The sequence below is a fragment of the Pseudoalteromonas sp. HF66 genome (assembly GCF_011806445.1).
GTDB lineage: Bacteria > Pseudomonadota > Gammaproteobacteria > Enterobacterales > Alteromonadaceae > Pseudoalteromonas > Pseudoalteromonas apostichopi.
Genome location: NZ_JAATOU010000001.1, coordinates 46,192 through 70,360, shown reverse-complemented (window position 1 = coordinate 70,360; position 24,169 = coordinate 46,192). Strand labels below are relative to the sequence as shown.

Sequence of the window (24,169 nt, the reverse complement as noted above, 5' to 3'; positions counted from 1 at the left end):
TAAATTGCACAACGCCCCAATAGTTGATATAGTCAACTATACACTTTTAGTTGATTATGTCAACTAATGCCAACTAGCATAATTTAGGTAAGCCATGTCACAAACTTCTCTTTCTTCTGCTTTATTTACACTGGCACAAAGTTATCGTGTCACTGTACGAGAAGCAATTAACGCCAACGAGCTTGGTCTTAACGCATTGCATGTACGCTGCTTACATATTATTGCCCAAACACAGCACTGTACCGCGAATGATATTGTCGCCAAAACAGGCCGTGATAAAGCACAAATAGCACGCTTAGTAAAAGAGCTTATAAAGCTTGAACTGGTCTATAAATGTGCCGACGAAAATGACAAGCGCTGTTTAATTTTATCGTTTACTGATCAAGGTAACGCCCTGTTCTCGCGCTTAGAAGTTGCAGAGCAAGAGGTCGATGCTAAACTTTGCCAAGGTTTAACTGATGAACAAGTACGTAATTTTATCGCTATTGCCACAACCATGATCGAAAATATCAATAACAACACCCCGTGATCTTATTGGCAAGATAACCACAAACCACTATACTGTACAGACATACAGTATAGTGGTTTTGTTATGCGTGTTATTCCTATTTATATCGAAGCTGGCGTGTGTGGTTTTGAATCACCGGCAGCACAATACAAAGAGCTAGGCTTATCATTAGATCAACTATTGATTAAGCACCCTGATGCAACATTTATTGGTATTGCTTCTGGCGAATCAATGCAAGGTGTGGGGATTTTTGATGGCGACTTATTGCTGGTTGATCGCGCCGAAGACGTTAAAAATGGCGATGTAATTGTGGCAAATCTAAATGGTTTATTTGTCTGTAAACTGTTAGATAAACACAATGCACAGTTATTATCAGCATCGCCCAAATACCCTGCAGTGCAACTACGTCAATCTGATGAATTTCAACTAGAAGGCGTGGTCACTCGCTCTATTCGCTTACATCGCAGTAGTAAAGAGTTATTATCATGTACGCCTTAGTCGATGCCGTAGCTTTTTATGCCAGCGCAGAAAAAGTGTTTGATCCAGCAATTCGCAGTAAACCTGTCGTTGTACTGACCAATAACGATGGCTGTATTTGTGCCGTGTGTCCAATCGCACGAAAGCTGGCTATTCCAAAGTTTCAGCCTTATTTTCAAGTAAAGAAAATACTCGAAGATAACCAAGTAGTGATCCGCTCATCTAACTATGAGCTGTACGCCGATTTAAGCGAGCGGATGATGAATGTAATTGGCCGCTTTTGCGATAACCAACATATATACTCTATAGATGAGTCATTTTTAAACTTTACAGGTTTCACCAGCTTTGTTCACGATTGGCATAGTTATGGCCATGATATTCGTCGTACCGTGTGGCGCGAAACAAAGCTGCCAGTCGGTGTTGGATTTGGCCCAACAGCAACCCTTGCTAAGGCGGCTAATCATGCAGCGAAAAAGCTACCCGGCTTTGATGGCGTTGCAGTGATTGATTCGGAACCTTCACGGTTAGCCATTTTAAAAGCGATGGATGTACAAGATGTATGGGGAGTTGGCAGACGCTTAGCTAAAAAGCTTAAAGCAATAAATATAAATACGGCTTTTGATTTAGCTGAGCAAGAGCCACGAAAAATGAAACGCTTGTTCAGTATAGTCCTAGAGCGAACAGTGAACGAGTTACGTGGTAAAAGTTGTTTAGCGTGGGATGAAGTGCGCCAAGACAAAAAAGAGATTTTCTCGACCCGCAGTTTTGGGGAACGTATCACTGATGCCACAGCGCTAAAAACTGCACTGATCAATCACGGCACTATTGTGGCAAGAAAGCTGCGTACGCAAGGCTCACAAACTAAACGCTTATTACTGTTTGTCGCCAGCTCGCCTCATCAAGACGACTATTATAAAAAATCTTATATTTATGAGTTCAGTGTCGCCACAGCTGATAGCTGCGTGTTTGCGAATGCCATCAGCGAGATATTTAAACACCTCTATAAGCCTGGTGTGCAATTTTACAAATGTGGTGTGGGTGCACTTGAGTTATCAAGTCAAATGTTTCAGCAACCAGATTTATTTCAAGCACCTATAGATAACCCTAAACTGATGCAGTGCCTTGATAACATCAATGCTCGTTATGGGGTTGGTACGCTTGCGATAGCCAGCCAAACACCCACAACTCGTTGGCATATGAAGCGTGAGTATCTATCGCCTCACTACACAACTCGGTGGCATAACCTACCAAAAATACATTGCTAAAAATTAGCAAATTTAGCATTAAGTAAACTGCAAAGATCCTGCGGAGACAGGGCAATTTCTAAACCACGTTTACCAGCCGAGACATACATAACATCAAATTCTTGTGCAGATTCATGAACATAGGTCAAAAGACGTTTTTTCTGACCAAGTGGGCTTACACCACCTAAAATATAACCAGTCGTATTTTCGACTTTCTGTTGTGGAGCCATTTGCACTTTTTTAACGCACGCAGCCTTTGCCAACATTTTCAAATTAACTTGCTGACTAACAGGGACAATAGCAACTAAGAGTTGATGTTCTGTATCTTCGAGTACTAAGGTTTTAAATACTTGCTCAGCAGGAAGATTCAATTTTTCAACCGCTTCAAGGCCAAACTGTTGTTGTGAAGGCTCATGCTGATAGCTGAGCACATCAAAACTAATGCCTTTCTTTTTTAATAAGTTTATAGCCGGCGTCATTGATTTTCCTATAACTGATTAATTTTCTGTAACTTATAAAACATATCGTGAAAAAGGAACATAAGGCAATAGAAAAACGACTTCAAAAAGCACTTAATGGCTCTAATTGAACTACACTTGAATAATGAATCCTGGGCAAGGTAACAAGTATGTCTAGACGCACAGGGCTGTATCTAGCCAAGCAATTATTCATCATACTCACCCTTTTGTATGCAGTTAATTTTGTGTGCAACGAATACCTCGCATGGAATGCCTACATGAATTGTCAAAGCAAATGCCATACGCTTGGCTTAGAAAAAGGTAAAATACAAAGCACAACATTTTCAGAAGATGTGACTTTATGTCGCTGTCTTGCCGATACAGACTACTACGTTGTGCTTAACTAAATCTGAAAATACCGACTAGGAATTAGATAAATTTCACGTATTATTAAATTGATTATAAGTTAAACAAAGGAAAGTACATGTTTTTAGACTACTTTGCGCTAGTCATGCTCGTGTTTGTGACGGTTGTAATATTTTATGGTGTAATCGCTATCCACGATATTCCCTACGAAATTGCGAAAAAACGTAATCACCCTCATCAAGATGCCATCCATTATGCAGGCTGGGTTAGCCTATTTACACTGCATGTATTGTGGCCATTTTTATGGGTTTGGGCCACATTATGGCGTGATGACCGCGGTTGGGGCTTCAACCAGATTCAAAAGGAACAAGAAGACTTAGCTGAGAAGGTGGCTAGTCTGACAGCAACAGTCGCAGCACTACAAGCACAGGTTAATGCTCAATCGAATAATAAAGAGAAATAAAATATGGATTTGTTATTAATACTCACATATACCGCATTGTGCATAGGCATATTTAAAGTTTTTAAGATCCCGCTTAATAAATGGACCGTACCCACAGCAGTACTCGGTGGTGTGGTGCTGATTGGTGCTTTAATTCTTTTAATGAACTATAACCACCCACATTCAAATATGGCTAGCAGTGCCTATGTCACAACGCCGATTGTGCCAAATGTACGTGGCACGGTAGAAGAAGTTGCAGTGAAGCCAAATCAGCCAGTTAAGAAAGGTGACTTACTATTTCGTCTAGACGACACCTTGTATCGAGCAAAACTAAATCAAGCAATTGCGGCTTTACAAGATGCAAAGCAGTCAGTTCTTGGTTTGGAAGCGGCCTATAAATCAGCGCAAGCAAGTGCTCTGATGGCTAAAGCTGAATATGACCGCAGCAAGAAAGAATACGAGCGCTATGAAAAAGGCGCAAAAAGCGGCGCCTACTCAAAAGGCCAAGTGGATAATAAATTAGGAGTCTACTTAGCAGCAAAGGCAAGTTATGAAGCAGCACAAGCAGAAGAATTACGTCAGAAGCTGGCATTTGAATCAGAAATAAACGGCGAACAAACCAAAATCGCTGCTGCTCGCGCTAATTTAGAGCAAGCACAATTTAACTTAGATAGCACCCGCGTACATGCACCAACCGATGGCTATGTTACACAACTTACATTACGTCCTGGGATGATTGCGGTCCCTATGCCACTACGTCCGGTAATGACTTTTGTGCACAAAGAAGACACTGTTTATGTGGCTGCGTTTAGACAAAATTCGCTATTAAGACTTGAACCAGGCTATAAAGCTGATTTTATCTTTAAAGCAATTCCTGGTAAAACATTTGCGGGCGAAGTAATCGATGTGTTACCCGCTATTGGTGAGGGACAAGTACAAGCACAAGGCACACTTATGGGCAGTGAGTTTTTTGCCCGTCAAGGCCGCGCTATTGTCACCTTAAAAATTACAGATGATATGAGCCAGTACCATCTTCCACAAGGAACAAGCACTGAGGTAGCTGTTTATTCTGAACACTTCGAACATGTCTCAGTGATGCGTAAAGTGTTGATCAGAATGAAAAGTTGGCAAAACTACCTATTCTTAGATCACTAAAGTAGGCAATTACCAATAAAAAAAGGCGCTAATTAGCGCCTTCTTACTATCTAACTAAAGTTACTTAGTTAGGTCATCGAAGAATTTCTTTACACCGTCAAAGAAACCTTTTTCTTTTGGACGGTTTTTAGAACCATCTTTACCCATGCTTTGCTCAAGCTCTTCAAGTAACTCACGTTGACGTTCGTTTAAATTCACCGGTGTTTCAATAACTACTTTACAGATCAAATCACCTTGTGCGCCACTGCGAACCGACTTCACACCTTTGCCACGCATACGGAACATTTTGCCCGTTTGGCTTTCTGATGGAATCTTCAGCTTTGCGCGACCATCTAGTGTTGGCACTTCAATTTCGCCACCAAGTGCAGCTGTTGTGAAGCCAATAGGTACTTCACAATACAGGTTATTACCGTCACGTTGGAAAATAGGGTGTTCGCGCACAGACACTTGTACGTATAAATCACCTGCAGGCGCACCATGCATACCCGCTTCACCTTCGCCAGATAAACGAATACGATCACCGGTATCAACACCAGCTGGAATTTTCACTGATAAGGTCTTAGTTTTTTCTACACGACCTTGACCATGACAGCTGTCACAAGGATCAGAAATAATTTGACCCGTACCTTGACACGTAGGACAGGTTTGCTGAACCGCGAAGAAACCTTGGCGCATTTGTACTTGCCCTGCACCATGACAAGTAGTACACGTTTTTGGTTTAGAACCTGCTTTTGCACCACTGCCATCACACGGCTTACAGCTTACCCATGTTGGAACTTTAATCTCAACGTCTTTACCACGAACCGCTTCTTCAAGACTTAAATCCATATTGTAACGTAAGTCTGAACCACGTTGTTGACGAGATTGACGACGACCACCGCCGCCACCAAAGATATCTCCAAACACATCACCGAAAATATCGCCAAAATCACCCTGACCGCCGCCGAAGCCACCGCCATGGCCGCCGCCACCTTGTTCAAAGGCTGCATGGCCGTATTGGTCATACATCTGACGTTTTTGCGGATCAGTCAGTACTTCGTAGGCATCTTTTACTTCCTTAAATTTAGTTTCAAGGTCTTTATCGCCTGCTGTACGGTCTGGATGATATTTCATCGCTAAGCGCTTATACGCTTTTTTTATGTCTCGTTCGCTGGCATCTTTGCTCACGCCGAGAACTTCATAATAATCGCTTTTTGACATATCTATCACACTACTCTTTTTACTGCAGCTACACTGCGTAAGATAAATCGATTCATACCAATCGTGTTAAGTTAAATCTAAGCAGATTGGTCTCTTATCAATTTACCGTTTATATACATGCAAAAGGCGCGTCAAGCGAAATCGCTGGCGCGCCTCAATCATTTCATCCTAACTTAATTGGCTAAACAAAGCAGCCATTATTGCGTTAGGCAGAAGCGAAACAAGCAATTACTTGTCGTCTTTCACTTCTTCGAACTCTGCATCAACAACATCGTCGTCTTGTTTTGCAGAAGATTGCTGTGCACCAGCATCCGCACCGCCTTGTTGCTGCTGTGCTTTAGCTTGTGCAATTTCCATTAGCTTTTGTGATTTTTCAGCTAGAGCTTGAGTTTTCGCTTCAATCTCTTCTTTGTTATCACTCTTAATCGAAGCTTCTAGCTCAGTAAGCGCAGCTTCAATTGCTTCTTTATCTTCTGCTGGTAATGCATCACCCGCTTCTTCGATTTGCTTGCGTGTGCCATGAACCATTGCATCTGCTTGGTTACGAGTCGCTACTAGCTCTTCGAATTTCTTATCTTCTTCAGCGTGCGCTTCAGCGTCACGAACCATTTTTTCTACTTCTTCATCGCTTAAACCTGAAGAAGCTTGGATTGTGATCTTCTGCTCTTTACCTGTATCTTTGTCTTTAGCCGATACATGTAAGATACCGTCCGCATCTACGTCGAATGTTACTTCGATTTGAGGTGTACCACGTTGTGCTGGGCGAATACCTTCTAGGTTAAATTGACCTAGAGATTTATTGTCGCTTGCACGCTTACGCTCACCTTGTAGTACGTGAATCGTTACCGCTGATTGATTGTCTTCAGCTGTTGAGAAAACTTGTGATTTCTTAGTAGGAATCGTCGTGTTTTTCTCAATTAATGCTGTCATTACTTGACCCATAGTCTCGATACCTAGTGATAACGGAGATACGTCAAGTAGTAGTACGTCTTTAACGTCACCAGCTAGAACACCACCTTGAATCGCTGCACCTACTGCAACTGCTTCATCTGGGTTAACATCTTTACGAGGTTCTTTACCAAAGAACTCAGCAACTGTTTTTTGTACTAAAGGCATACGTGTTTGACCACCAACAAGGATGATGTCATTTACGTCGCTTACTGATAAATCAGCATCAGCTAGTGCACGCTTAAGTGGCTCGATTGACTTAGTTACTAAGTCTTCAACAAGTGACTCAAGTTTTGCACGAGTAACTTTAACATTCATGTGCTTAGGACCAGTTGCGTCAGCAGTCACGTACGGTAAGTTAACTTCTGTTTGCTGTGCAGAAGAAAGTTCAATCTTCGCTTTTTCAGCAGCTTCTTTAACACGTTGCATTGCAAGTGGGTCATTTTTAAGATCGATGCCTTGATCTTTCTTAAACTCTTCAACTAAGTAGTTGATAACACGGTTATCAAAGTCTTCACCACCTAAGTGAGTGTCACCATTAGTTGCAAGAACTTCAAACGTGTGCTCACCTTCAACTTCGTCGATTTCGATGATAGAGATATCGAAAGTACCACCACCTAAGTCATATACTGCAACAACGTTTTCACCTTTGTTTTTGTCCATACCGTATGCAAGTGCAGCGGCTGTTGGCTCATTGATGATACGTTTAACTTCAAGACCTGCGATACGACCAGCATCTTTAGTAGCTTGACGTTGTGAGTCATTGAAGTATGCAGGAACTGTGATTACTGCCTCAGTAACCGCTTCACCTAGGAAGTCTTCTGCTGTTTTCTTCATTTTTTTCAGCACTTCTGCTGAAATTTGTGGTGCAGCACGTTTTTCGCCACGTGCTTCAACCCATGCATCACCGTTATCAGCTTTTACAATTTTAAAAGGCATGATACCGATATCGCGTTGTACTTCTTCGTCTTCAAAACGACGACCAATTAGACGCTTGATTGCAAATAATGTGTTAGTTGGGTTCGTTACTGCTTGGCGTTTTGCAGGTTGACCAACTAATGTTTCACCGTCTTGCGTATAAGCAATGATCGATGGTGTTGTGCGATCGCCTTCCGCGTTTTCAATAACACGTGCTTTATCACCGTCTAGTACTGCTACACAAGAGTTAGTAGTACCTAAATCGATTCCAATAATTCTACCCATGAATCTTCTCCAACTTCAAAATTCGTTAAAACGTTCGATGACTAGTAAATAGGGGTGCAGGAAACTGAATTCAACTGTAAAAATGAAAAAAATATACTTTTTTTTGAAATATTTTCTAAATGGGCATTTTTTCCTCAAAAAAATAAGTTTTCAGATACATTCTTAAAATCAAACAAACTGGTCTGATGAGCTTAGCTATGCTATAAGAAAATAAGTATGATAAATAACAAGGAAAATTATGCATTTTGAACAATTGCTCGCAATGGCAACAGAGCTTGGTAAAGACAACACAAAAGTGATGCAGTTTCCAGAAAATTGGTGCCAAGGTAGAACTGCCTTTGGTGGCTTATCTGCAGCACTACTCTACCAAGCAATTCGTCAACATATTGATAGTTCTCGTAGGCTACTTTCATTAAGCACTAATTTTGTTGGACCGCTTCTTGCCGAAACTGACTTTACTATTGATGTCGACGTATTACGTGAAGGAAAGAATAGCGCTCAAGTACTAGCAAAAGTGATTCAGGGTGGTGAAGTCTGTGTAATAACTCAAGCCTGTTTTGGCGCACAACGACAATCAGGAGTTAAGGTTGATGTTACAAAAACAATGCAACTAACTCCTGTGAATGAGCAATTTGTTCTTCCATATTTAGAAGGGCAGATGCCAGCTTTCTTCCAACATATTTCCCTTTGCTTACAACAAGGCAATATGCCATTTACTAACTCAGATACGTCTCACTTAGGCGGTTGGATGAAATTCAAGCACATACCAGAACAGATGCAAGAGGCACATATAATCGCGTTAGCAGATGCATGGCCACCCACCCTGTTGCAAATGTATAAGCAACCAGCACCGGCGAGTAGCATGTCATGGTACATTGAATTTGTAGAAGAACCTGCCATTGCCCATAACGGGTGGCTTGGCTATGAAGCAATTACACATCATAGTAAAGATGGCTACGGTCTAGAAGATGGCTGTATTTGGAGTGAAGATGGCAAACTTATCGCTCTCAGTCGCCAGACCGTTGCGTTATTCGCGTAACTTAGAATTTAAAAGCTGGGCATATTCAGTTCCATCAAGGCGAATAATAGCTTGATATTCGCCTGACTCAATGATCTCATCAAGACCTAAATTAAAGACATTCTTTAACGTTTTACTATGAAAATACGCAGGTCTTGGTGCTTCTTTAAATATTGCATGCACAACAAACGGTTTTACTTCACCGCTTTGTTTGTATTTTTCAAAATAATACAAAAACACTCGACGCTCTAAAATAATAACATCAACCCAGCCTTTCATAAGGTGATCAACTTGTGCTTCTTGATTAACGACTTCTTCGTATGAGCGTAAAATATTGGTAACCGATTTAAATGGTGCTTCAATAAAATTGGTTGCGTTTTGAAACGCCAAAACACTCTTTCCCGCTAAATCATAAATACTGTTAATTTTTAACTCTTTATTAGCAAGGCTGACCGCTACATTTTGGTAGCGCAGCAGTTCGTCACTTTTATAGACTCGTGTCGTAAGTGCATCAGGAAAGTTAAGTACAATATCAACCTTACCATGCATTAGCTGTTGCTCAGCACGCTTATTCGACATGTAATGGATATCGATATTAGAAATACCTTGAGATTTCAAAGCCGCTTTTAGTATTTCGAGTTGGATTCCGCTGTTCGTGTCTTCAATAACATAAGGAGGTAAAGAGGAGCTTGCAGCAACAATAATTGGCTTTTGCGTATTTGGCTCTGATAAACACTCGCCTTTAACACTAACAAACAACATTAAAAGGATAAATAATTGCTTCACTGCTCACCTTAAAAATTAACTGTATTAAAAAGCGTAATCACTTTGTACAAATATTAGCTTATATTGAACAAAGGTGCATTTGAATTTATACACTATTTGATGCAAACTAAACTAAGTTCTTGTTTAAGAGACCATAAGTTTGCAAACAGCCTGTCCTAGCTGCGATCTTGTTATAGAGATCCCACACTTAAGTGCAAAACAAGTGGCATTATGCCCACATTGCAATACAAAGCTTTCGGCGTCGCAAGCTAATCAAGATAGCATGGTTGTCGCACTGAGTTTAAGTGCTATCGTTATGCTCTTTAGTAGTATGTTTTATCCATTTCTATCTTTTACAAGTAGCGGTATTACCCAAACAATCACCTTACCCGATGCCGCACGAATACTCTTTAATTACGACAACGACTTTTTAGGTTTGTTCATTGACACAAGTATTATCGGTCTGCCCCTACTTTTATTGGTACTAATAATTCCTCTGCATTTAGGTTTACTAAAAGCGCTACCATACCAATGGGGAAAAAGAATATTAAAAATTACCTTTGCGTTAGAACCTTGGATCATGTCGGAAATTTTTTTAATAGGCGTAATGGTGAGCATGGTCAAAATTATGTCGATGGCCGATATCGAGTTTGGTGTGAGCTTTTGGGCTTACAGTGCTTTTGTAATTTGCTATGTAGCGGTTACAGCAAAATTAAATAAACACTCTTTGTGGCACCAACTAAAAGAGCCTGACTATATAGAACAAACACAACCGAATATGCGTGCAATTGATCAAGGTTTAAGAGCTTGTCATGTATGTGGACAGCTATGTGCAACAAAAACCTGTTCACGCTGCCACTCTAAAACATACAGCCGTAACCCATTTAGTGTGCAAAAAGCTGCAGCTTGGTTAATTACCTCAGTCGCCTGTTATATACCAGCCAATGTCTACCCAATTATGTATACAACGAGTCTTGGCGATGAGATGCCATCGACTATTATTGGTGGGGTTATGATTTTATGGAATAGTGGATCTTACCCCATCGCGATGATTATCTTTTTAGCGAGTGTAGTTGTCCCTCTAGCAAAAGCGCTTATTTTAAGTTTTTTGTGTTTTATGGTTATGAGGCCTGCAAACAGGCAAACAAAAAGTTATACACGCATATATCAATTGACTGAATTTATTGGCAAATGGTCAATGATCGATGTATTTGTTGTGGCGATTCTAGTAGCCTTAGTACAACTAGGAAACCTAATGTCGGTCACCCCTGGCATTGGCACAATCTTTTTTACTACCATGGTTATTTGCCAAATGTTGGCAGCCCATGCATTTGATCCACGTTTATTGTGGGATAACCCAGATAATTTAAGTACTGCGAAACAAGAGACCTTGGCATGAGCGAAACTGCTAAAATAAAAACAGCGCCAAATATATCAGCAATCTGGATCATACCAGTTATTGCCTTATTAATTGGCGCATGGATGTTGTACCAGTATCAAGCGAATAAAGGCACCACCATCTTTATAAAAATGCCTCATGCAGAAGGGATTGTGGCTGGTAAGACAGAAATAAAAGTGCGTAGCGTGAAGATTGGCCAAATTGACCATGTACGTTTGTCTGATAAACAAAATAGTGTAATAGCACGTGCACAAATTGATAAACATTATGACAACCTACTCACAGATGATGCAAAAATTTGGGTTGTAAAACCACGTATTGATGATACCGGTATAAGCGGAATGAGTACCTTACTGTCAGGGGTGTATTTAGAATTTGCACCCGGAGAGAGTAAAAGACTTGCCGAGAGTTTTGAACTTCAGGATGAACCAGCATTAATTGGTAAAGATGTTAAAGGTGGACGCTTTACACTGCTTAGCTATAACGCAGAGGTGCTTGATGTCAGCACTGGCATTTACTTCAAAGATTATAAAATTGGTCAAATAGAAACAGCAACCTTTGATTGGAAAAACCAAGCGATGAAATATGGTATTTTCATCAAGGAGCCTTATCAAAATTTGATCACCTTAAATTCCATATTTTGGGTTAACTCAGGCATTGAAATAGACCTGTCGGCTGATGGTATTAATGTAAATACTGGCTCATTAAGCAAACTACTAAAAGGGGGAATTTCAGTTGGTATTCCTGAACAGCAAGCACCCGGTGAAGTTGCCAGTAATGGCCATAGTTTTTCATTAAGTAATAGTTATAAAGCTGCTCTTGAGGAACGTTTTTATGATTTTGACTATTACTTAATAGACTTTGAACAATCAATTCGTGGCTTACGCCCAGGCGCCCCCGTTGAATACCGAGGTATGCGCATCGGTAGTGTGGTCGAAGCACCTGCAAGTGTAATCATAGATGGCAAACCTGCGCACTTTAGAACCGATAACACCGCAGTACCTGCCCTTGTAAAAATTGAATATGGTCGCCTATACCACGACAGCACTGCAGCGCGTGAGTTTTGGCATTCAAGTTTAGATGGCTGGATCAAGAGCGGCCTTCGTGCCTCGCTGAAACCAGGTAATTTATTGACCGGAGCTGTGTATGTCGACTTAGACATATATGATAACGCAGAACCCGCCGAATTAAAGACCATAGCTGAGTACACAGTATTCCCTAGTGTGTCGAGCGGCATAACAGTATTAGCCGACCAAGTATCTGATGTATTGAATAAAGTTAATAACCTTAAAATTGAAGATAGCTTAGCGCAAATGCAGACCACATTTGCCGAGTATCAAGCACTTGCTCAAGACATGAGAGAGCTACTAAATAAACAAGATACTCAAGACTTACCGGGTGATATTAATCGCAACTTTGCAGAAATGACAAAGAGCATGCAACAATTCGATAAAACCATGAAACAATTTGAAAGAACCATGGCAAGCTACGAGCAAGGTTCAACGTTCCACCAGCAGTTGCAAACAACATTGTCTGAATTTAAACGTTTAAGTGAAGAGCTCCAACCGCTCACTCGTGGCTTAAACCAGCAACCTAATATGTTGATTTTTGATAAAGAGCTACCAGCAGATCCAACGCCGAGGAAACAATAATGAACTATAAACTCTGTGCTTCAATTGCATCAGTGCTATTACTATCGGCCTGCAGCCAAACTTCGTTTTCAACTATTGAGTATTATCAATTTTCGCAACCAATAGTTACAATGCAACGCTTAGCTGAGAACACTCAAGCTCAACTCAGGATTAACACGGTACAATTACGCGGTGCGCTAAATAATCGTGGTATTGCTATGGTATTAGATAACAACAGAGTGAACGCTGCTAACTATCACCTATGGAGTGAATCACCTGATTTAATGTTAACTGCAAGTGCCCATCAACAACTTTACACTGAACTTAATAATTGGATGGTAATAAAAGGTTTACCTGTAATTACTGATTTAGATCAGCAAAGCTTTTATGAATTAGAATTTGAACTACATCACTTTAACGGTGATGAGAAAGGTAATGCCAACATTGCTGGGCTTTGGCGCTTGTACTATACAACGCCAGACACGGGCCGAAAATTAAAAGCTGTAAACTATTTTAATGAGCTTACGCCTTTAAAAGAGAGTGACTACGAAGGACTTGTTGCCACACTTGAATCTTCTTGGCTTAAAGTCAACAAACAAGTAGCAAGCGACATTTCAAAGCTTGCTCTTTAATAAAAGTTTTAGTGGCTGATTGTCTTCGTTAATGATGACATCACCGATATACTCAAAACCAAGTTTTTGTAAAACTTTCTGCGAACCAATATTTGTTTGCGAGGTGATTGCTGTAAGTATACCAAACTCTAATACATGCTTTTTAGCCAGCAATAACTTTGCAGCTGATGTTGTTATACCCTTGCCTTCATATTTGGCTAGCAGTGCAAATCCTAAATCAGGAATAGCTAACGCATCTCGCTGAAAGAGACCCACCATGCCAACAGGTGTACCATCAGATAAACATACTATGTAACTACCAAACCCAAATTGCTGGTGGCTATTTATAAACGTTTGTTGAATATAATGTTCAGCTTGTGCTGGAGTATTTATATTTTTATTGCCGATATGCTCTAAAAATGTTGCTTGATTTAATAGCTCAACAATAAAGGTGGCATCATCTGGATGCCCTGCCCTTAAATATATATCTAACACTTGTTAAAACACCTTACTGACGACTTCATGAGTAAAATTAAGGCAATCAAGCACTCGCTCTTTTTGAACTGTTGAAAGCTCATCAATAGGGAAATAACGATATTCAGTATGCTCATTGCTTAACATTATCTCAGCATCATCATCCATATAAGCACGAAAAATAAACACATGTGAGTTGAACACAGTGTGATAATAGACACCACTTAAATAACCTATTTCAACGTCGCAATTAAGTTCTTCTTGGCATTCGCGCAGTAGCGCTTGATGAATGGTTTCGCCTTTATCTAAAGCCCCGCCAGGTAGCCCCCAACTTTTTTGACCATAGTTAGCTTTTAGTAACAACACCTGACCTTGACTATTGGTGATAACTGCATGACTACTGAGCCTGTAAGTATCTGAAAAAGCCATAAACTCTTTGCTCAATTTAAATAACTATGCGACATAATTGATGAGTGTAAAGTAATTATCCCCACAATAAAAATTCTTATTGACTAAAAATATATTCAGGATTACTTCTCCTAAGTTTACTTTTCGAAAAAAGAAAAGCCCAAGCAATTGCTTGGGCTTTTGTTTATCAACTATTAAGTTACTTTTGGAATTTAATTCCTTTGTAGTAAGTCTCTAAACTGTCGACTTTAGTTTGGTTTTTAAGATCTGCGAATGGTTTATCAGCAAACTTACTACCACGCATTTGAATGTTCAAACGCGAAGCTTGATCATTTAGCATGGTTTTCTTGTAGTAGTCTTTAAGATCTGCCAAGGTTACGTTTTCAACTTCGGCGATAAGCTTTTCCTTAGAATCAAACTTAAAGTTCTCACGGTACCAATCAGAAATCAGCGGTGACATTTCATCACTTAGGTTCTTAGGTTGCTCTTTTAAAGACACAAGAGTTGCATTTTTAAGTTGTGCAAATGTTTCTTCTGTCATGTTATCAAGCTCTACAGCATATTGCTTCTTAAACTCATCAAAACGCGCTTGCATTTCTTTAGGGCCTTTCACTGGTGTTTGGATATAAAGGCCTAAAGCAGAATAATCTTCAATAGGACGAGCTAAAGCACCAACTGCATAAGCAAGTTGTTCTTCTGTTCGTAACTTATCGAACGCAACGGTTCTAAAGTGACTTTGTAAGATTTGCGCTTGCGCTTTTTGTTTATAGCCAGGAGTTGGGTGAACAACCATATCAATGATAGCCACATCAGCTACATCGATATCTTTTTGCAGCACAATGCGCTCACCAGGTTGAGGTAACCATGCTTTGCTTCTGGCAAACTCCGTTGCTTTATGACCTTTAGGCAGAATAGCTGTTAGCTTACTAGCAATAGATTCAACGTCATTTTGGTTATAATTACCAAACGTGAATACGCGTAAATCATTTGCAGCAAGAGTTGATTGCTTGATAGCAGCAAAATCTGCAAGAGTTAGCGCATCTGCCGCTGCAATCAAGGTTTCAGTATCAAATTTACCGCTACGAGTAAGCTTCGAGTACTCACCAAATGCTTGATAGAAAGGGAACTGCTTTTGCTGATTTAGTAAATCACGCTTAAAACGATCGATAGCTTGTGCAAAGCCTTCTTCAGACACATCTAACGTTAGATTTTCAAGAGCCTGAGCTAGAAGCACATCTTGCTTATCTGTAAAGCCACTAAGCGATAGCACTAGGCCATTACTTGGTTGTAACCCTAAACTCATACCGGCAACTGCTGCTTCTGTACTTAATTTACTTTGTTGTAAGTTATAAAGATCAGCCCAAATTGAGTAAAGAACTTGCGATTTTACATTCACAAGGGCATCTGGCGTATTGATGTAAACTTCTACAAGGCCTTTTGGTTGCTCAGCAAACTGCTGACTAGCTTGACGCCAAACTTTAACACCTTGCTTATCAAATACCAGTTCAGGGTGCGCTTGTTGTTTAAATTCAGCAGTCTTAATTGCAAAGCTTTCTGGTAATAAGCGGTTTACTGTTGGTAATGCTAAAGCGTATTCGCTTGGTTTGTTCCAACTTGCAACTTCTGCTTCACTGATGTCTTCTATACGATATTTACCATCATAGAAATGTAGCTGTGAATCTGTTTCTTCTTGCTTTGAAATATACCAAATACGTAAAGTATCTTCATTTAATTGCGAAAGTACATTTTGCACCGCATCTGCATCAAACTGAGCATAATAGTAAGGTGCGTTTATTGCGTTGTTCACAGGGAACTTTTGCATGCTATCAGTAAGGTTACTCACATAACCAAACTCATCACCTTTTTCGAGGAATTGAAATTCGTTATTTAGAGAGGTACGAATTTCATTAAAGTATTTGCTATCAACCCCCTGCTCTTTAATAAGCGCAATGTATTGCATAACCATAGCGACAATTTCTTCGCGGTTTTGCATGCCAGCATCAGTCAATTCAATATTAACCGTTAAGCTGCCGTAGTTACCATATTGTGTTGGTGCATCTGAAGCTGATAAACGTGATACCCAGCCTTTATCACGCAAAATTTGTGCAGGACTACCTTGCATTTCGTTACTTAAAAGATAAGAAACAAAACGATTTGGTTTTACAGCAAATTGTGAACTGTTATCTGCAATTGTGAACTCTAACTGTAGCTGTTTTACATCTTCATTTGGTGAGTAGTAAACACGCTTTCCGCCAGCAACAGAAAAGTCTAACTTATCAGTCACAGTAGGTTTTTCGATGTTTTTATTTTCAATATCAGCAAAATACTGTTTAGCTTTTGCTTCCATTTCAGCCAGTGGACGATTTGAGATCATCGCCACTTTCATAATGTTCGATGAATAATATTTGTTATAGAAAGCAACGGTTTCTTTATGTAAATTGCTGCCTTCTTTATCCCCTAAGGTTTCTAGGTTACCAATCAAGAAGCGGTTTGCAGGATGTGAGCCCATCATTTGACGTGCCAGTTTAAACTGACCAAAAAAGTCCATTTCACGACGCATTGACCACTCAGCGTTTACCGCATTTTTTTCTTTGTCTGTGTATTCAGGGTAAAGCTTTGGTGATTTAAAGAAATCTGCAAAGCGATCAAGTGCTTCGTCGTAGGCATCGTTATTAACTTTGAACATGTAGTTTGTGATATCTAACCAGGTGTAAGCATTATGTGCACCACCATTTTTAGTCATAAAATCACTGTAACCTTTAGTGTCTGGGTAACGATCTGTACCAAGGAACAACATGTGCTCTAGATAATGAGCCATACCTTGTTGCGACATAGGGTCGTGCAATAAACCAACACCAACACTAAGTGCAGCAGCTGACTTCTCAGCACTTGGATCGGAAATTAGAATTACATCAATTTCGTTATCGAGTTTTAATGTTTTATATTCGCGGGTGTCGTTTGGACTGATTACCAACGAATCAGGAATAAGGTTAGTATTAGCAGCAGGAGGCGTTGTGGTAGAAGTAGAAGAACAACCTGCTAGCACTGCAAATGCGATTGCACTAAGTCCTATTATTTTTTTCATTATTTTGTATCCATTAGAAATTGAATAAATTTTTATTTATCATGTGTTTTCGAGCGCCGCAATTCAATGCTTTTCAGCTAAGTTACAGCAAAACTTTGTAACACATTGTGAAAATGCAGTACTTACGGTTAAGATTAATAGCAATAATTACAACAAAGGATGAGCTATGGAAAAGTGGCTAATTGTAGCAATGTTCACTCAGGTCTTTCTGACTTTTACTGTGATGTACATTATGGGTAAACGTCGTTTTCGTGCAGCAAAACAAAAAACTATTGAAATGAAAGACTTCTTAACAATGGAACTTGAAAAGGCTGGGGATAACGTTCGCGTAGCAGATCGTAACTTTATTAATCAATTCGAAATGCCTGTGCTGTTTTTTATTGCGTGTTTAACAGCCCTGCAAGTAAATGCTGTGGGTACTGTTTTTGTTGCACTTGCTTGGGTTTATGTTGTATTAAGAATTATTCATAGCGTAATACACTTAACATCAAATACCTTAAAATCTCGCTATTATAGTTTCGTTGTCAGTAGCTTTATTATGCTAATAATGTGGGTTCTAATTTTAGTAAGAATCTTCTAATAATCAGGAACATCAAAAAATAAGGCGCTTTTTAGCGCCTTATATATACCCAAGCCACCTCAAGATGCAGAATTCAGCGTTTCACAGGTGCTTAATATCAAGGCGTTACTTTGCAAGAATGGCAGTCCCTTTTAAGAAGTAACAACGATGAGAGTAAGTGCCTGTGAAGCGCCCAAAGGGTTGGTTTAAAAGCGATTTATACTGCGTTATTGATTTTAACAATAGAACCACTATTACTTGCAATCAATGCCTTGCCTAAATCGCTTTTAATTCCAACTGAAACTCGCATCTTGAGGTGGTTTGGGTATACTTTGTTGGTTGGAATTATTTACGACGAGTAAAACCTGCTAGGGCCAATAAAGATAACATCCACGCAAGACTACCACCGGAACTACTTCCGCCGTTATCAGATGAATTATCTTGATCAATTAATGTATTTTCTTTTGGTGATAAAGAAGCAGAAGAATTAGGATCATCATCAACCACAGTGACACTATTTATATAAAATAAGTTCTCACCATTAAAACCTGATGTTGTAGTTGGGCACTGATCTTCATTTAAATTTACGACAGGAATTTCGCCGCAGTGGACTAAAGATGTAATTTGTTCTAAAACATCCATGCTTGTTACAGTAACTTCACCAAACACTGTAAAGCCGCCGTTTTGCAGGTCTAGATTAGCACTGTTATCTTTTAAGTTAAAAAACCACTGACTTGTCGCACTATTAGCATTGCCACCAATTTTGGCCATTGCAATAGTACCTTTAACATTCGATAGTTCAGGCTCGTTAATAATAGAGTCTTTGGTTTCAATTTCTGTAAAATCAGTTTCAAATTTAAAGCCACCACCTTGTAAAACAAAATTATCAACTGAACGGTGGATTACCGTACCATCATAGCTACCGTCAGCCACATAATTTAAAAAGTTTTCAACGGTAACAGGCGTATGTTGGTCATAAAGGTGAACAGTAATACTGCCAAGATCAGTCTGCATTTCTACAATTGTAGCATTGGCAGAGAAACAGCTTGTTAATAGTGCTGTTGCAAGTAAGTGTTTTTTCATTGTTTATCTTTCCTGATAATTTTTATTATAAAACTGCTTGAAGCTTAAACAAAAATAATATGCGCTTAAATAGCAAACAAAATAGTTACACAAAACACGCCAAAGCAATTACAACTCAGTTACATATATTCACACAGTGTATTCATTTTGGTTATAAAAAGTTTGAACATTAAATCAAAATCGTCTTATCAAATAGACAGAGTTTGTTAGTATTTGCACGACAACAATGAACACACAGGAAATAACCATGGCGAATGAAGAGAACGCGATATGCGATTTTGGCCTACACCAAGGTGAGCCATACAGTAAGTTACCAGCTAGTTTTTTAAACTGGATGGTAGGCAATAATCATCAGAAATCACACTATGCAGAACAAGAACTACAACGCCGACAACTTGCCGCAACAGGGCAACTAAATGTAGAAAATGACAATAAAAATTTATAAAAGACATTTAATTTAAACTTAAGTCGTTTAAACTATGCGCATAATTAACCTACTGCTTTAATCAGGCAAACAATTATGCGCTTTTTTTTACTAATATCGCTACTGGTTACCTTAACCGCGTGTAGCTCATCCTCTAACAATACAAATTCAGTACAATATTTAACTCTGCTTCATACGAATGATAACCATGGTCGCTTTTGGCACAATGAACAAGGCGAGTACGGCATGGCAGCTCGTAAAACGTTGATCGATCGACTAAGAGCCAATGCTAAAGCACAAGGACATGCCGTATTACTTCTTTCTGGAGGCGATATCAACACAGGCATTCCAGAGTCTGACTTACAACACGCAGAGCCAGATTTTAAGGGTATGTCTTTAATAGGTTATGATGCCATGGCAATTGGTAATCATGAGTTTGATAATCCATTAACTGTACTTGAACAACAGCAACAGTGGTCAAACTTTCCATTTTTATCTGCCAACATTATTGATAAGAAAACAGGTGAGCCACGCTACCAAGCTTACGAAATCTTTGAGAAAAACGGTCTTAAAATAGCAGTCATCGGCTTAACAACAACAGATACAGCTAAAATCGGTAACCCGCAATATATTGGTAGCCTTGACTTTAAAGGACCTGTGACAGTAACAGCCAATCTAGTTCCTAAAATCAAAGCTAAATATAACCCTGATATTACGATTGCAGTGACACACATGGGTCACTATGTTGATGCAAACTTTGGTATTAATGCGCCGGGTGATGTAACAATGGCCCGTAACTTACCCGAAGGCATGCTTGATATTATTGTTGGCGGCCATTCACAAGAGCCTGTTTGTATGAAAGAGGCCAATGTGGCAGACGAGAGCTTCATGCCAGGGAAAGCTTGTAAGCCAGATCAACAAAATGGTACTTGGATCATGCAAGCTCATGAATGGGGTAAATATGTTGGTAAAGCCGAGTTTAAATTAGAAAATGATGAATTAACACTGCTTAATTACGAACTGATCCCAGTAAATCTTTATATCGATGATGAAAATGGTAATAAAAAGCTTGCTGCTGATTACATCGAACCTAACAAAGGATTACAAGATGTACTCGCAGTTTATCAGAAAAAAGGCGCAGCTCAAATTGCAGGTAAGATAGGTTCTGTTGATGCAAAACTAGAAGGTGATCGTAACAAAGTACGCTACGAGCAAGTAAACTTAGCTCGCGTAATTATTGCAGCACAAATGCAATCTGTCGGAGCTGACTTTGGCTTGATCAGCGGCGGCGGTATTCGCGATAGTATTCAAGCAGGCGATGTCAGTTATAAAGATATTTTAAAAGTACATCCTTTTAAAAACCGTATCACTTATATTGATATGACAGGCCAAGAGTTATTCGATTACTTGTCGGTTGTCACTTCTTTCCCACCTGATTCTGGTGCCTACTTACAATACTATAAATTAAGCTTTAAGCGCGATGACGACACATTATCTAATGTTAAAATTGCCGGCAAACCGCTTGATATGGCAAAAACATATCGTATGAGTATTAACAGCTATAATGCCTCGGGCGGTGATGGCTACCCTACTCTTACAAATAAAGAAGGCTTTGTTAGCACTGATGATACGGATGCACAGGCACTAAAACGTTTCTTTGAACAAAATAGTCCTGTTAAAGCGGCTGATTACGCGCCTAAGTAACAATAAACGTCTTGTAAATAATATCTCTATGTTAAAAGGGAAGTCAGTGACTTCCCTTTTTAGTTAACAATAAGATTAAATTACTTACCTATGACCTCGATGTCCGCAATCTCAATTGTTTTCAATCCATAATGATGTAACCGAGAACGCGAACCTTCACCATGGGCTTTTGGCGGATAATAGGTTTCTTTTATCTCAAGCTGATCTTGCCAAACTTCATCAAGGGCTGCTCGAATTTCACTTAAGGTTTTTTCTAAACTGTTAGTAAAGTTTGGTCTCTTTCTAATAGTATGCCCAAGTTCGACTAACCGGTAAAAATACTTGTTAGCAAGCGTCAGTAATTCTTCTGGAACATCTTTATTCTGATTGAGCACTACATCCGGGTGCTCTATACAAAACTCAACCAAAGCTAGATAGAAGCACAGTGGTTTATTAGCAAGTGCAACGGTTTTATCAATAGCACAACTTGCTGCCAAGGTTTTATTTTGCAGATCGACTATTAATCTTGGCTTTTCTTCAGCTTGAAGCTCAATTTCCGGTTCATGTTTTGCTATTTGAATCTTAGTACGCTCACTAATAAATAATAAGTAAGTTAAAGCCGCTGAAATTAAACATACAAGAATTAATACTGCGATATCGTTTTTAGAAAATAAAGAGGATGTCACAACAAAGCTAACCGATAAGGTTTTTTGTGGGGCATGTAATTGCTTGGTAATTAAGTTAGCACGCGCAGGATAATCCGTTATACCCTCGATCGAATAGACCATCATTCCTGAGTCTGTCAGCTGTGCATTAAGTCGTGCTATATAATTAAGTACCATATCTTTACTACCTGAATGCTTTAAAAAATCATCAGGTAAATTTAAATGGTTCAAGTCAAGAGCAATACGGTTTTCAACTTTAGCTAGGGTCAATTCATCATTACTTGTTGTCTGGTAGGTTTTTGCAGCAATAAAAGTAGCAAAAAATACCATGCAACAGGTAAGAAACACTGCGCTATATGCAAGTTTAATTCTAGTTGGTAGCATTGCTATCCCCTAGTTTAGCTGTCTGCTGTGAATCACAGCTCCAAAATGACTCTACATGATTAAAATAATGAGAATTCTGATTGTGAGCCAACTGTGTAAGGCGTGCTTGAACTGCACATAAAAGATCCGTGTTCTCGTCTTGCATTTTTAAATACCAACGACTTCCGCTTATATTATCGCGTATTGGTGTGATGTAATTTTTAGAAAAGCGTTGTTGATCGCTGTCTTGCCAATAAGAAGAAATTAAATCGACTTTACCACTGGCAAGCAATTCTCTTAATTCCGTATGCGAACTAGCATAATTAATATTTAGGTTTTCTAAGTTTATATCCAGTTTTTTAAATAATTGTTTGGGCAAAATGTGGCCTGAACGGCTGGTTGGATAGTCAAGCAAACCTATGCGTTTATCTAAAAAGTAACTTTTTTCAATTCTTGGCTTTTCTTTACTAGAAATTAAATACGCTGTGTAATCAGGAAACCCTACAACAGCTTGGTAGTTATAGGTTGACTCGGCCATAAAGGCGTTAATTAAGTTTTCTTTAGCAAGGATCAGATCAGCGATCCCTTTACCTAAAAACTCAATAGTGTCTGAGGTTTTATAGCCCCAATAAGATGTTACCTTACCATATTGTTTACTGATAGTGTCGTCAGAACATAAGGTTTTAGCGACGTCCTCAGCCAGCACTTTGCCAGATGAGTACACAACTAGCTCATTTAGATTAACATCTGATTTGGTATCACATTGGAAAGACGTTTCAATAAATGCATTGATATCAGAAACAGCTGGTTTACCCTGCAAAATTCCAATATAAAAAAACAAAATCAATGATAGAAACAAAAATGTAACAATCGACGATTTTTTTATTAGTATTGTTCTTAAATTCAATTTTAATAGCCAACAACGCTCCGTTGTCTCTATTTGAACAATTATTCTTACTCATTGCAATAGGTAACTTTACTTGAATAAATTAACCCATTGAAATATAAGATATATGAACAAGAAATTATGAATCTTATTGAGTCCTTTCTATTTGCTTTTAAATTCAGGAAAATACTCACCAAGAAATCGTGCTTCATGGCACATTCATTTTTGGACACTGAGTCAATGTTACAAAAAACAATAAAAATGTTGCTGTTATCGACACCTGTTATTTCAGCAGTGTTAAGTACCCCAGTTAATGCATGGGGTCAGAATGGTCACCGTATTGTTGGTGAAATTGCATCTAAGCATATTACTGATACGACTAAACAAGCATTAGTTCCATTACTTGATGGTGAATCATTACCTCAAATTGCGACTTGGGCTGATGAAATGCGATCTGCTCCAGAGAGTTTTTGGCAAAAGAAATCCTCGCGCTGGCATTACATTAATTTCAAAGAAGGCGATGCCAAACCTCATTACGACTCACACTCTCATCACAATAAAGAAACCGTGTCAGATATCCTAGAAGGCATGGAATATTCAATTTCTGTATTAAAAAATCAAAAAGCTTCATTAGCTGAAAAGCAATTTGCACTGCGCTTTTTGGTTCACCTAGTTGGTGACAGCCACCAACCTTTTCACGCAGGTCGCGCTGAAGATCGTGGTGGCAACAATATTTCTGTAACATTCTTCGGGCAAGATACCAATTTGCATAGTTTATGGGACTCAAAACTCATCGAGAATGAAAATTTGTCCTATACTGAGTTTGCGCAATTTATAAATACAACAAATCAAGCGTTAATAACGGACTACCTTGCCAGTTCACCTAGCGATTGGTTAATCGAATCAAATAATATTGCAAACTCTCTGTATAATGAAAATGAAACAAACGTAAGTTATAGTTATATCTATAAAAACTTACCGATTGTTAAAACTCGCCTACAACAAGGTGGCATAAGATTAGCTGGTTTATTAAATAATTTATTTGATAAATCGGCAAAACCGTTAGTAAAGGCGCTCAAGATGCCAACTGACAGCAAACTATAAATGAAACATA

24 protein-coding genes are annotated in these 24,169 nt (G+C 39.1%); 14 read left to right on the top strand and 10 right to left on the bottom strand.

What is annotated here, in order from left to right; genetic code table 11:
- Nucleotides 1–94: 94 nt before the first annotated feature.
- The 3 genes from HCZ11_RS00300 to HCZ11_RS00290 all read left to right on the top strand — a co-directional run bounded on the left by HCZ11_RS00300 (nt 95) and on the right by HCZ11_RS00290 (nt 2,250).
- Complete coding sequence (locus tag HCZ11_RS00300; RefSeq protein WP_130052398.1) at nt 95–529, top strand: MarR family winged helix-turn-helix transcriptional regulator; 435 nt, start codon at nt 95–97, stop codon at nt 527–529.
- Nucleotides 530–592: 63 nt separating this feature from the next.
- Entirely contained in the window at nt 593–1,006 is a 414-nt protein-coding gene (locus HCZ11_RS00295) for a LexA family transcriptional regulator (protein WP_130052399.1), read from the top strand.
- A complete protein-coding gene (locus tag HCZ11_RS00290; RefSeq protein ID WP_130052400.1) occupies nt 994–2,250 on the top strand; it encodes a Y-family DNA polymerase in 1,257 nt (418 codons plus the stop codon). Before HCZ11_RS00295 ends, HCZ11_RS00290 begins: the two co-directional genes overlap by 13 nt.
- On the opposite strand, the gene ybaK is transcribed toward HCZ11_RS00290, so the two are convergent.
- Complete coding sequence (ybaK, locus tag HCZ11_RS00285; RefSeq protein ID WP_167657292.1) at nt 2,247–2,708, bottom strand: Cys-tRNA(Pro) deacylase; 462 nt, start codon at nt 2,706–2,708, stop codon at nt 2,247–2,249. The two genes, HCZ11_RS00290 and ybaK, sit on opposite strands and share 4 nt — an antisense overlap.
- A 149-nt stretch (nt 2,709–2,857) precedes the next feature.
- Between ybaK and HCZ11_RS00280 the strand changes: the two genes are divergently transcribed.
- From HCZ11_RS00280 to HCZ11_RS00270, 3 genes are all read left to right on the top strand, one after another.
- Nucleotides 2,858–3,094, top strand: a complete 237-nt coding sequence (locus HCZ11_RS00280; RefSeq protein ID WP_130052402.1) for a hypothetical protein — start codon at nt 2,858–2,860, stop codon at nt 3,092–3,094.
- A 77-nt stretch (nt 3,095–3,171) separates the two neighbouring features.
- On the top strand, nt 3,172–3,516 hold the full coding sequence (locus tag HCZ11_RS00275) for a DUF3302 domain-containing protein (RefSeq protein ID WP_063703726.1): 345 nt from the start codon (nt 3,172–3,174) through the stop codon (nt 3,514–3,516).
- 3 nt (nt 3,517–3,519) lie between these two features.
- On the top strand, nt 3,520–4,650 hold the full coding sequence (locus HCZ11_RS00270) for an HlyD family secretion protein (protein ID WP_130052403.1): 1,131 nt from the start codon (nt 3,520–3,522) through the stop codon (nt 4,648–4,650).
- 60 nt (nt 4,651–4,710) lie between these two features.
- Here the strand turns inward: HCZ11_RS00270 and dnaJ are convergent, their stop codons facing one another.
- Together dnaJ and dnaK are read right to left on the bottom strand one after the other, a co-directional pair.
- The gene (dnaJ, locus tag HCZ11_RS00265; RefSeq protein ID WP_130052404.1) at nt 4,711–5,850 is read right to left on the bottom strand and encodes a molecular chaperone DnaJ; all 1,140 of its coding nucleotides are present in this window, start codon (nt 5,848–5,850) and stop codon (nt 4,711–4,713) included.
- 228 nt (nt 5,851–6,078) lie between these two features.
- Nucleotides 6,079–8,001, bottom strand: coding sequence for a molecular chaperone DnaK (gene dnaK / locus HCZ11_RS00260; RefSeq protein ID WP_130052405.1), 1,923 nt, complete (start codon nt 7,999–8,001; stop codon nt 6,079–6,081).
- A 238-nt stretch (nt 8,002–8,239) separates the two neighbouring features.
- On the opposite strand from dnaK, the gene HCZ11_RS00255 reads away from it, so the two are divergent.
- Complete coding sequence (locus tag HCZ11_RS00255; protein WP_130052406.1) at nt 8,240–9,040, top strand: acyl-CoA thioesterase II; 801 nt, start codon at nt 8,240–8,242, stop codon at nt 9,038–9,040.
- On the opposite strand, the gene HCZ11_RS00250 is transcribed toward HCZ11_RS00255, so the two are convergent.
- Complete coding sequence (locus HCZ11_RS00250) at nt 9,029–9,805, bottom strand: ABC transporter substrate-binding protein (protein ID WP_239977856.1); 777 nt, start codon at nt 9,803–9,805, stop codon at nt 9,029–9,031. The genes HCZ11_RS00255 and HCZ11_RS00250 overlap by 12 nt on opposite strands.
- A gap of 139 nt (nt 9,806–9,944) precedes the next feature.
- On the opposite strand from HCZ11_RS00250, the gene HCZ11_RS00245 reads away from it, so the two are divergent.
- From HCZ11_RS00245 to HCZ11_RS00235, 3 genes are read left to right on the top strand one after another with little or no spacing between them, the layout of a single operon-like run.
- Nucleotides 9,945–11,183 carry a PqiA/YebS family transporter subunit gene (locus HCZ11_RS00245; RefSeq protein ID WP_130052407.1) on the top strand — a complete coding sequence of 413 codons (1,239 nt, stop codon included), beginning with the start codon at nt 9,945–9,947 and terminating at the stop codon, nt 11,181–11,183.
- The gene (gene pqiB / locus HCZ11_RS00240; RefSeq protein WP_167657291.1) at nt 11,180–12,835 is read left to right on the top strand and encodes an intermembrane transport protein PqiB; all 1,656 of its coding nucleotides are present in this window, start codon (nt 11,180–11,182) and stop codon (nt 12,833–12,835) included. The genes HCZ11_RS00245 and pqiB overlap by 4 nt, the downstream gene beginning before the upstream one ends.
- The gene (locus tag HCZ11_RS00235; protein WP_167657290.1) at nt 12,835–13,446 is read left to right on the top strand and encodes a membrane integrity-associated transporter subunit PqiC; all 612 of its coding nucleotides are present in this window, start codon (nt 12,835–12,837) and stop codon (nt 13,444–13,446) included. The genes pqiB and HCZ11_RS00235 overlap by 1 nt, the downstream gene beginning before the upstream one ends.
- On the opposite strand, the gene HCZ11_RS00230 is transcribed toward HCZ11_RS00235, so the two are convergent.
- The 3 genes from HCZ11_RS00230 to HCZ11_RS00220 all read right to left on the bottom strand — a co-directional run bounded on the left by HCZ11_RS00230 (nt 13,429) and on the right by HCZ11_RS00220 (nt 17,392).
- Nucleotides 13,429–13,920: a GNAT family N-acetyltransferase gene (locus tag HCZ11_RS00230; RefSeq protein ID WP_167657289.1), complete on the bottom strand. Its 492-nt coding sequence runs from the start codon at nt 13,918–13,920 to the stop codon at nt 13,429–13,431. The genes HCZ11_RS00235 and HCZ11_RS00230 overlap by 18 nt on opposite strands.
- Before the next feature lie 3 nt (nt 13,921–13,923).
- The gene (locus tag HCZ11_RS00225) at nt 13,924–14,328 is read right to left on the bottom strand and encodes an NUDIX hydrolase (protein ID WP_130052411.1); all 405 of its coding nucleotides are present in this window, start codon (nt 14,326–14,328) and stop codon (nt 13,924–13,926) included.
- 178 nt (nt 14,329–14,506) lie between these two features.
- Nucleotides 14,507–17,392 (bottom strand): insulinase family protein, encoded by a 2,886-nt coding sequence (locus tag HCZ11_RS00220; RefSeq protein WP_167657288.1) that lies wholly within the window; start codon nt 17,390–17,392, stop codon nt 14,507–14,509.
- 166 nt (nt 17,393–17,558) lie between these two features.
- Here HCZ11_RS00220 and HCZ11_RS00215 point away from each other — a divergent pair, with 166 nt between their 5' ends.
- Nucleotides 17,559–17,972, top strand: coding sequence for an MAPEG family protein (locus HCZ11_RS00215; RefSeq protein WP_167657287.1), 414 nt, complete (start codon nt 17,559–17,561; stop codon nt 17,970–17,972).
- 324 nt (nt 17,973–18,296) lie between these two features.
- On the opposite strand, the gene HCZ11_RS00210 is transcribed toward HCZ11_RS00215, so the two are convergent.
- The gene (locus HCZ11_RS00210; protein ID WP_130052415.1) at nt 18,297–19,034 is read right to left on the bottom strand and encodes a peptidylprolyl isomerase; all 738 of its coding nucleotides are present in this window, start codon (nt 19,032–19,034) and stop codon (nt 18,297–18,299) included.
- Between the two features lie 247 nt (nt 19,035–19,281).
- On the opposite strand from HCZ11_RS00210, the gene HCZ11_RS00205 reads away from it, so the two are divergent.
- Together HCZ11_RS00205 and ushA are read left to right on the top strand one after the other, a co-directional pair.
- Complete coding sequence (locus tag HCZ11_RS00205) at nt 19,282–19,479, top strand: hypothetical protein (protein ID WP_167657286.1); 198 nt, start codon at nt 19,282–19,284, stop codon at nt 19,477–19,479.
- Nucleotides 19,480–19,554: 75 nt separating this feature from the next.
- A complete protein-coding gene (ushA, locus tag HCZ11_RS00200; RefSeq protein WP_167657285.1) occupies nt 19,555–21,162 on the top strand; it encodes a bifunctional UDP-sugar hydrolase/5'-nucleotidase UshA in 1,608 nt (535 codons plus the stop codon).
- An 80-nt stretch (nt 21,163–21,242) separates the two neighbouring features.
- On the opposite strand, the gene HCZ11_RS00195 is transcribed toward ushA, so the two are convergent.
- Complete coding sequence (locus HCZ11_RS00195) at nt 21,243–22,190, bottom strand: hypothetical protein (protein WP_254869041.1); 948 nt, start codon at nt 22,188–22,190, stop codon at nt 21,243–21,245.
- On the bottom strand, nt 22,177–23,076 hold the full coding sequence (locus tag HCZ11_RS00190; protein WP_167657284.1) for a hypothetical protein: 900 nt from the start codon (nt 23,074–23,076) through the stop codon (nt 22,177–22,179). Before HCZ11_RS00190 ends, HCZ11_RS00195 begins: the two co-directional genes overlap by 14 nt.
- Nucleotides 23,077–23,295: 219 nt before the next feature.
- Here HCZ11_RS00190 and HCZ11_RS00185 point away from each other — a divergent pair, with 219 nt between their 5' ends.
- Nucleotides 23,296–24,159: a S1/P1 nuclease gene (locus HCZ11_RS00185; RefSeq protein WP_167657579.1), complete on the top strand. Its 864-nt coding sequence runs from the start codon at nt 23,296–23,298 to the stop codon at nt 24,157–24,159.
- The last annotated feature ends 10 nt before the right edge of the window (nt 24,160–24,169 follow it).

Coding starts and splice junctions, on each gene's coding strand:
- dnaK (WP_130052405.1), bottom strand. CDS start 8,001: ATGGGTAGAATTATTGGAATCGATTTAGGTACTACTAACTCTTGTGTA.
- HCZ11_RS00295 (WP_130052399.1), top strand. CDS start 593: ATGCGTGTTATTCCTATTTATATCGAAGCTGGCGTGTGTGGTTTTGAA.
- HCZ11_RS00220 (WP_167657288.1), bottom strand. CDS start 17,392: ATGAAAAAAATAATAGGACTTAGTGCAATCGCATTTGCAGTGCTAGCA.
- HCZ11_RS00270 (WP_130052403.1), top strand. CDS start 3,520: ATGGATTTGTTATTAATACTCACATATACCGCATTGTGCATAGGCATA.
- HCZ11_RS00195 (WP_254869041.1), bottom strand. CDS start 22,190: ATGCTACCAACTAGAATTAAACTTGCATATAGCGCAGTGTTTCTTACC.
- HCZ11_RS00275 (WP_063703726.1), top strand. CDS start 3,172: ATGTTTTTAGACTACTTTGCGCTAGTCATGCTCGTGTTTGTGACGGTT.
- HCZ11_RS00290 (WP_130052400.1), top strand. CDS start 994: ATGTACGCCTTAGTCGATGCCGTAGCTTTTTATGCCAGCGCAGAAAAA.
- HCZ11_RS00280 (WP_130052402.1), top strand. CDS start 2,858: ATGTCTAGACGCACAGGGCTGTATCTAGCCAAGCAATTATTCATCATA.
- HCZ11_RS00300 (WP_130052398.1), top strand. CDS start 95: ATGTCACAAACTTCTCTTTCTTCTGCTTTATTTACACTGGCACAAAGT.
- HCZ11_RS00185 (WP_167657579.1), top strand. CDS start 23,296: ATGTTACAAAAAACAATAAAAATGTTGCTGTTATCGACACCTGTTATT.
- pqiB (WP_167657291.1), top strand. CDS start 11,180: ATGAGCGAAACTGCTAAAATAAAAACAGCGCCAAATATATCAGCAATC.
- ushA (WP_167657285.1), top strand. CDS start 19,555: ATGCGCTTTTTTTTACTAATATCGCTACTGGTTACCTTAACCGCGTGT.
- dnaJ (WP_130052404.1), bottom strand. CDS start 5,850: ATGTCAAAAAGCGATTATTATGAAGTTCTCGGCGTGAGCAAAGATGCC.
- HCZ11_RS00255 (WP_130052406.1), top strand. CDS start 8,240: ATGCATTTTGAACAATTGCTCGCAATGGCAACAGAGCTTGGTAAAGAC.
- HCZ11_RS00225 (WP_130052411.1), bottom strand. CDS start 14,328: ATGGCTTTTTCAGATACTTACAGGCTCAGTAGTCATGCAGTTATCACC.
- HCZ11_RS00205 (WP_167657286.1), top strand. CDS start 19,282: ATGGCGAATGAAGAGAACGCGATATGCGATTTTGGCCTACACCAAGGT.
- HCZ11_RS00235 (WP_167657290.1), top strand. CDS start 12,835: ATGAACTATAAACTCTGTGCTTCAATTGCATCAGTGCTATTACTATCG.
- HCZ11_RS00210 (WP_130052415.1), bottom strand. CDS start 19,034: ATGAAAAAACACTTACTTGCAACAGCACTATTAACAAGCTGTTTCTCT.
- HCZ11_RS00215 (WP_167657287.1), top strand. CDS start 17,559: ATGGAAAAGTGGCTAATTGTAGCAATGTTCACTCAGGTCTTTCTGACT.
- ybaK (WP_167657292.1), bottom strand. CDS start 2,708: ATGACGCCGGCTATAAACTTATTAAAAAAGAAAGGCATTAGTTTTGAT.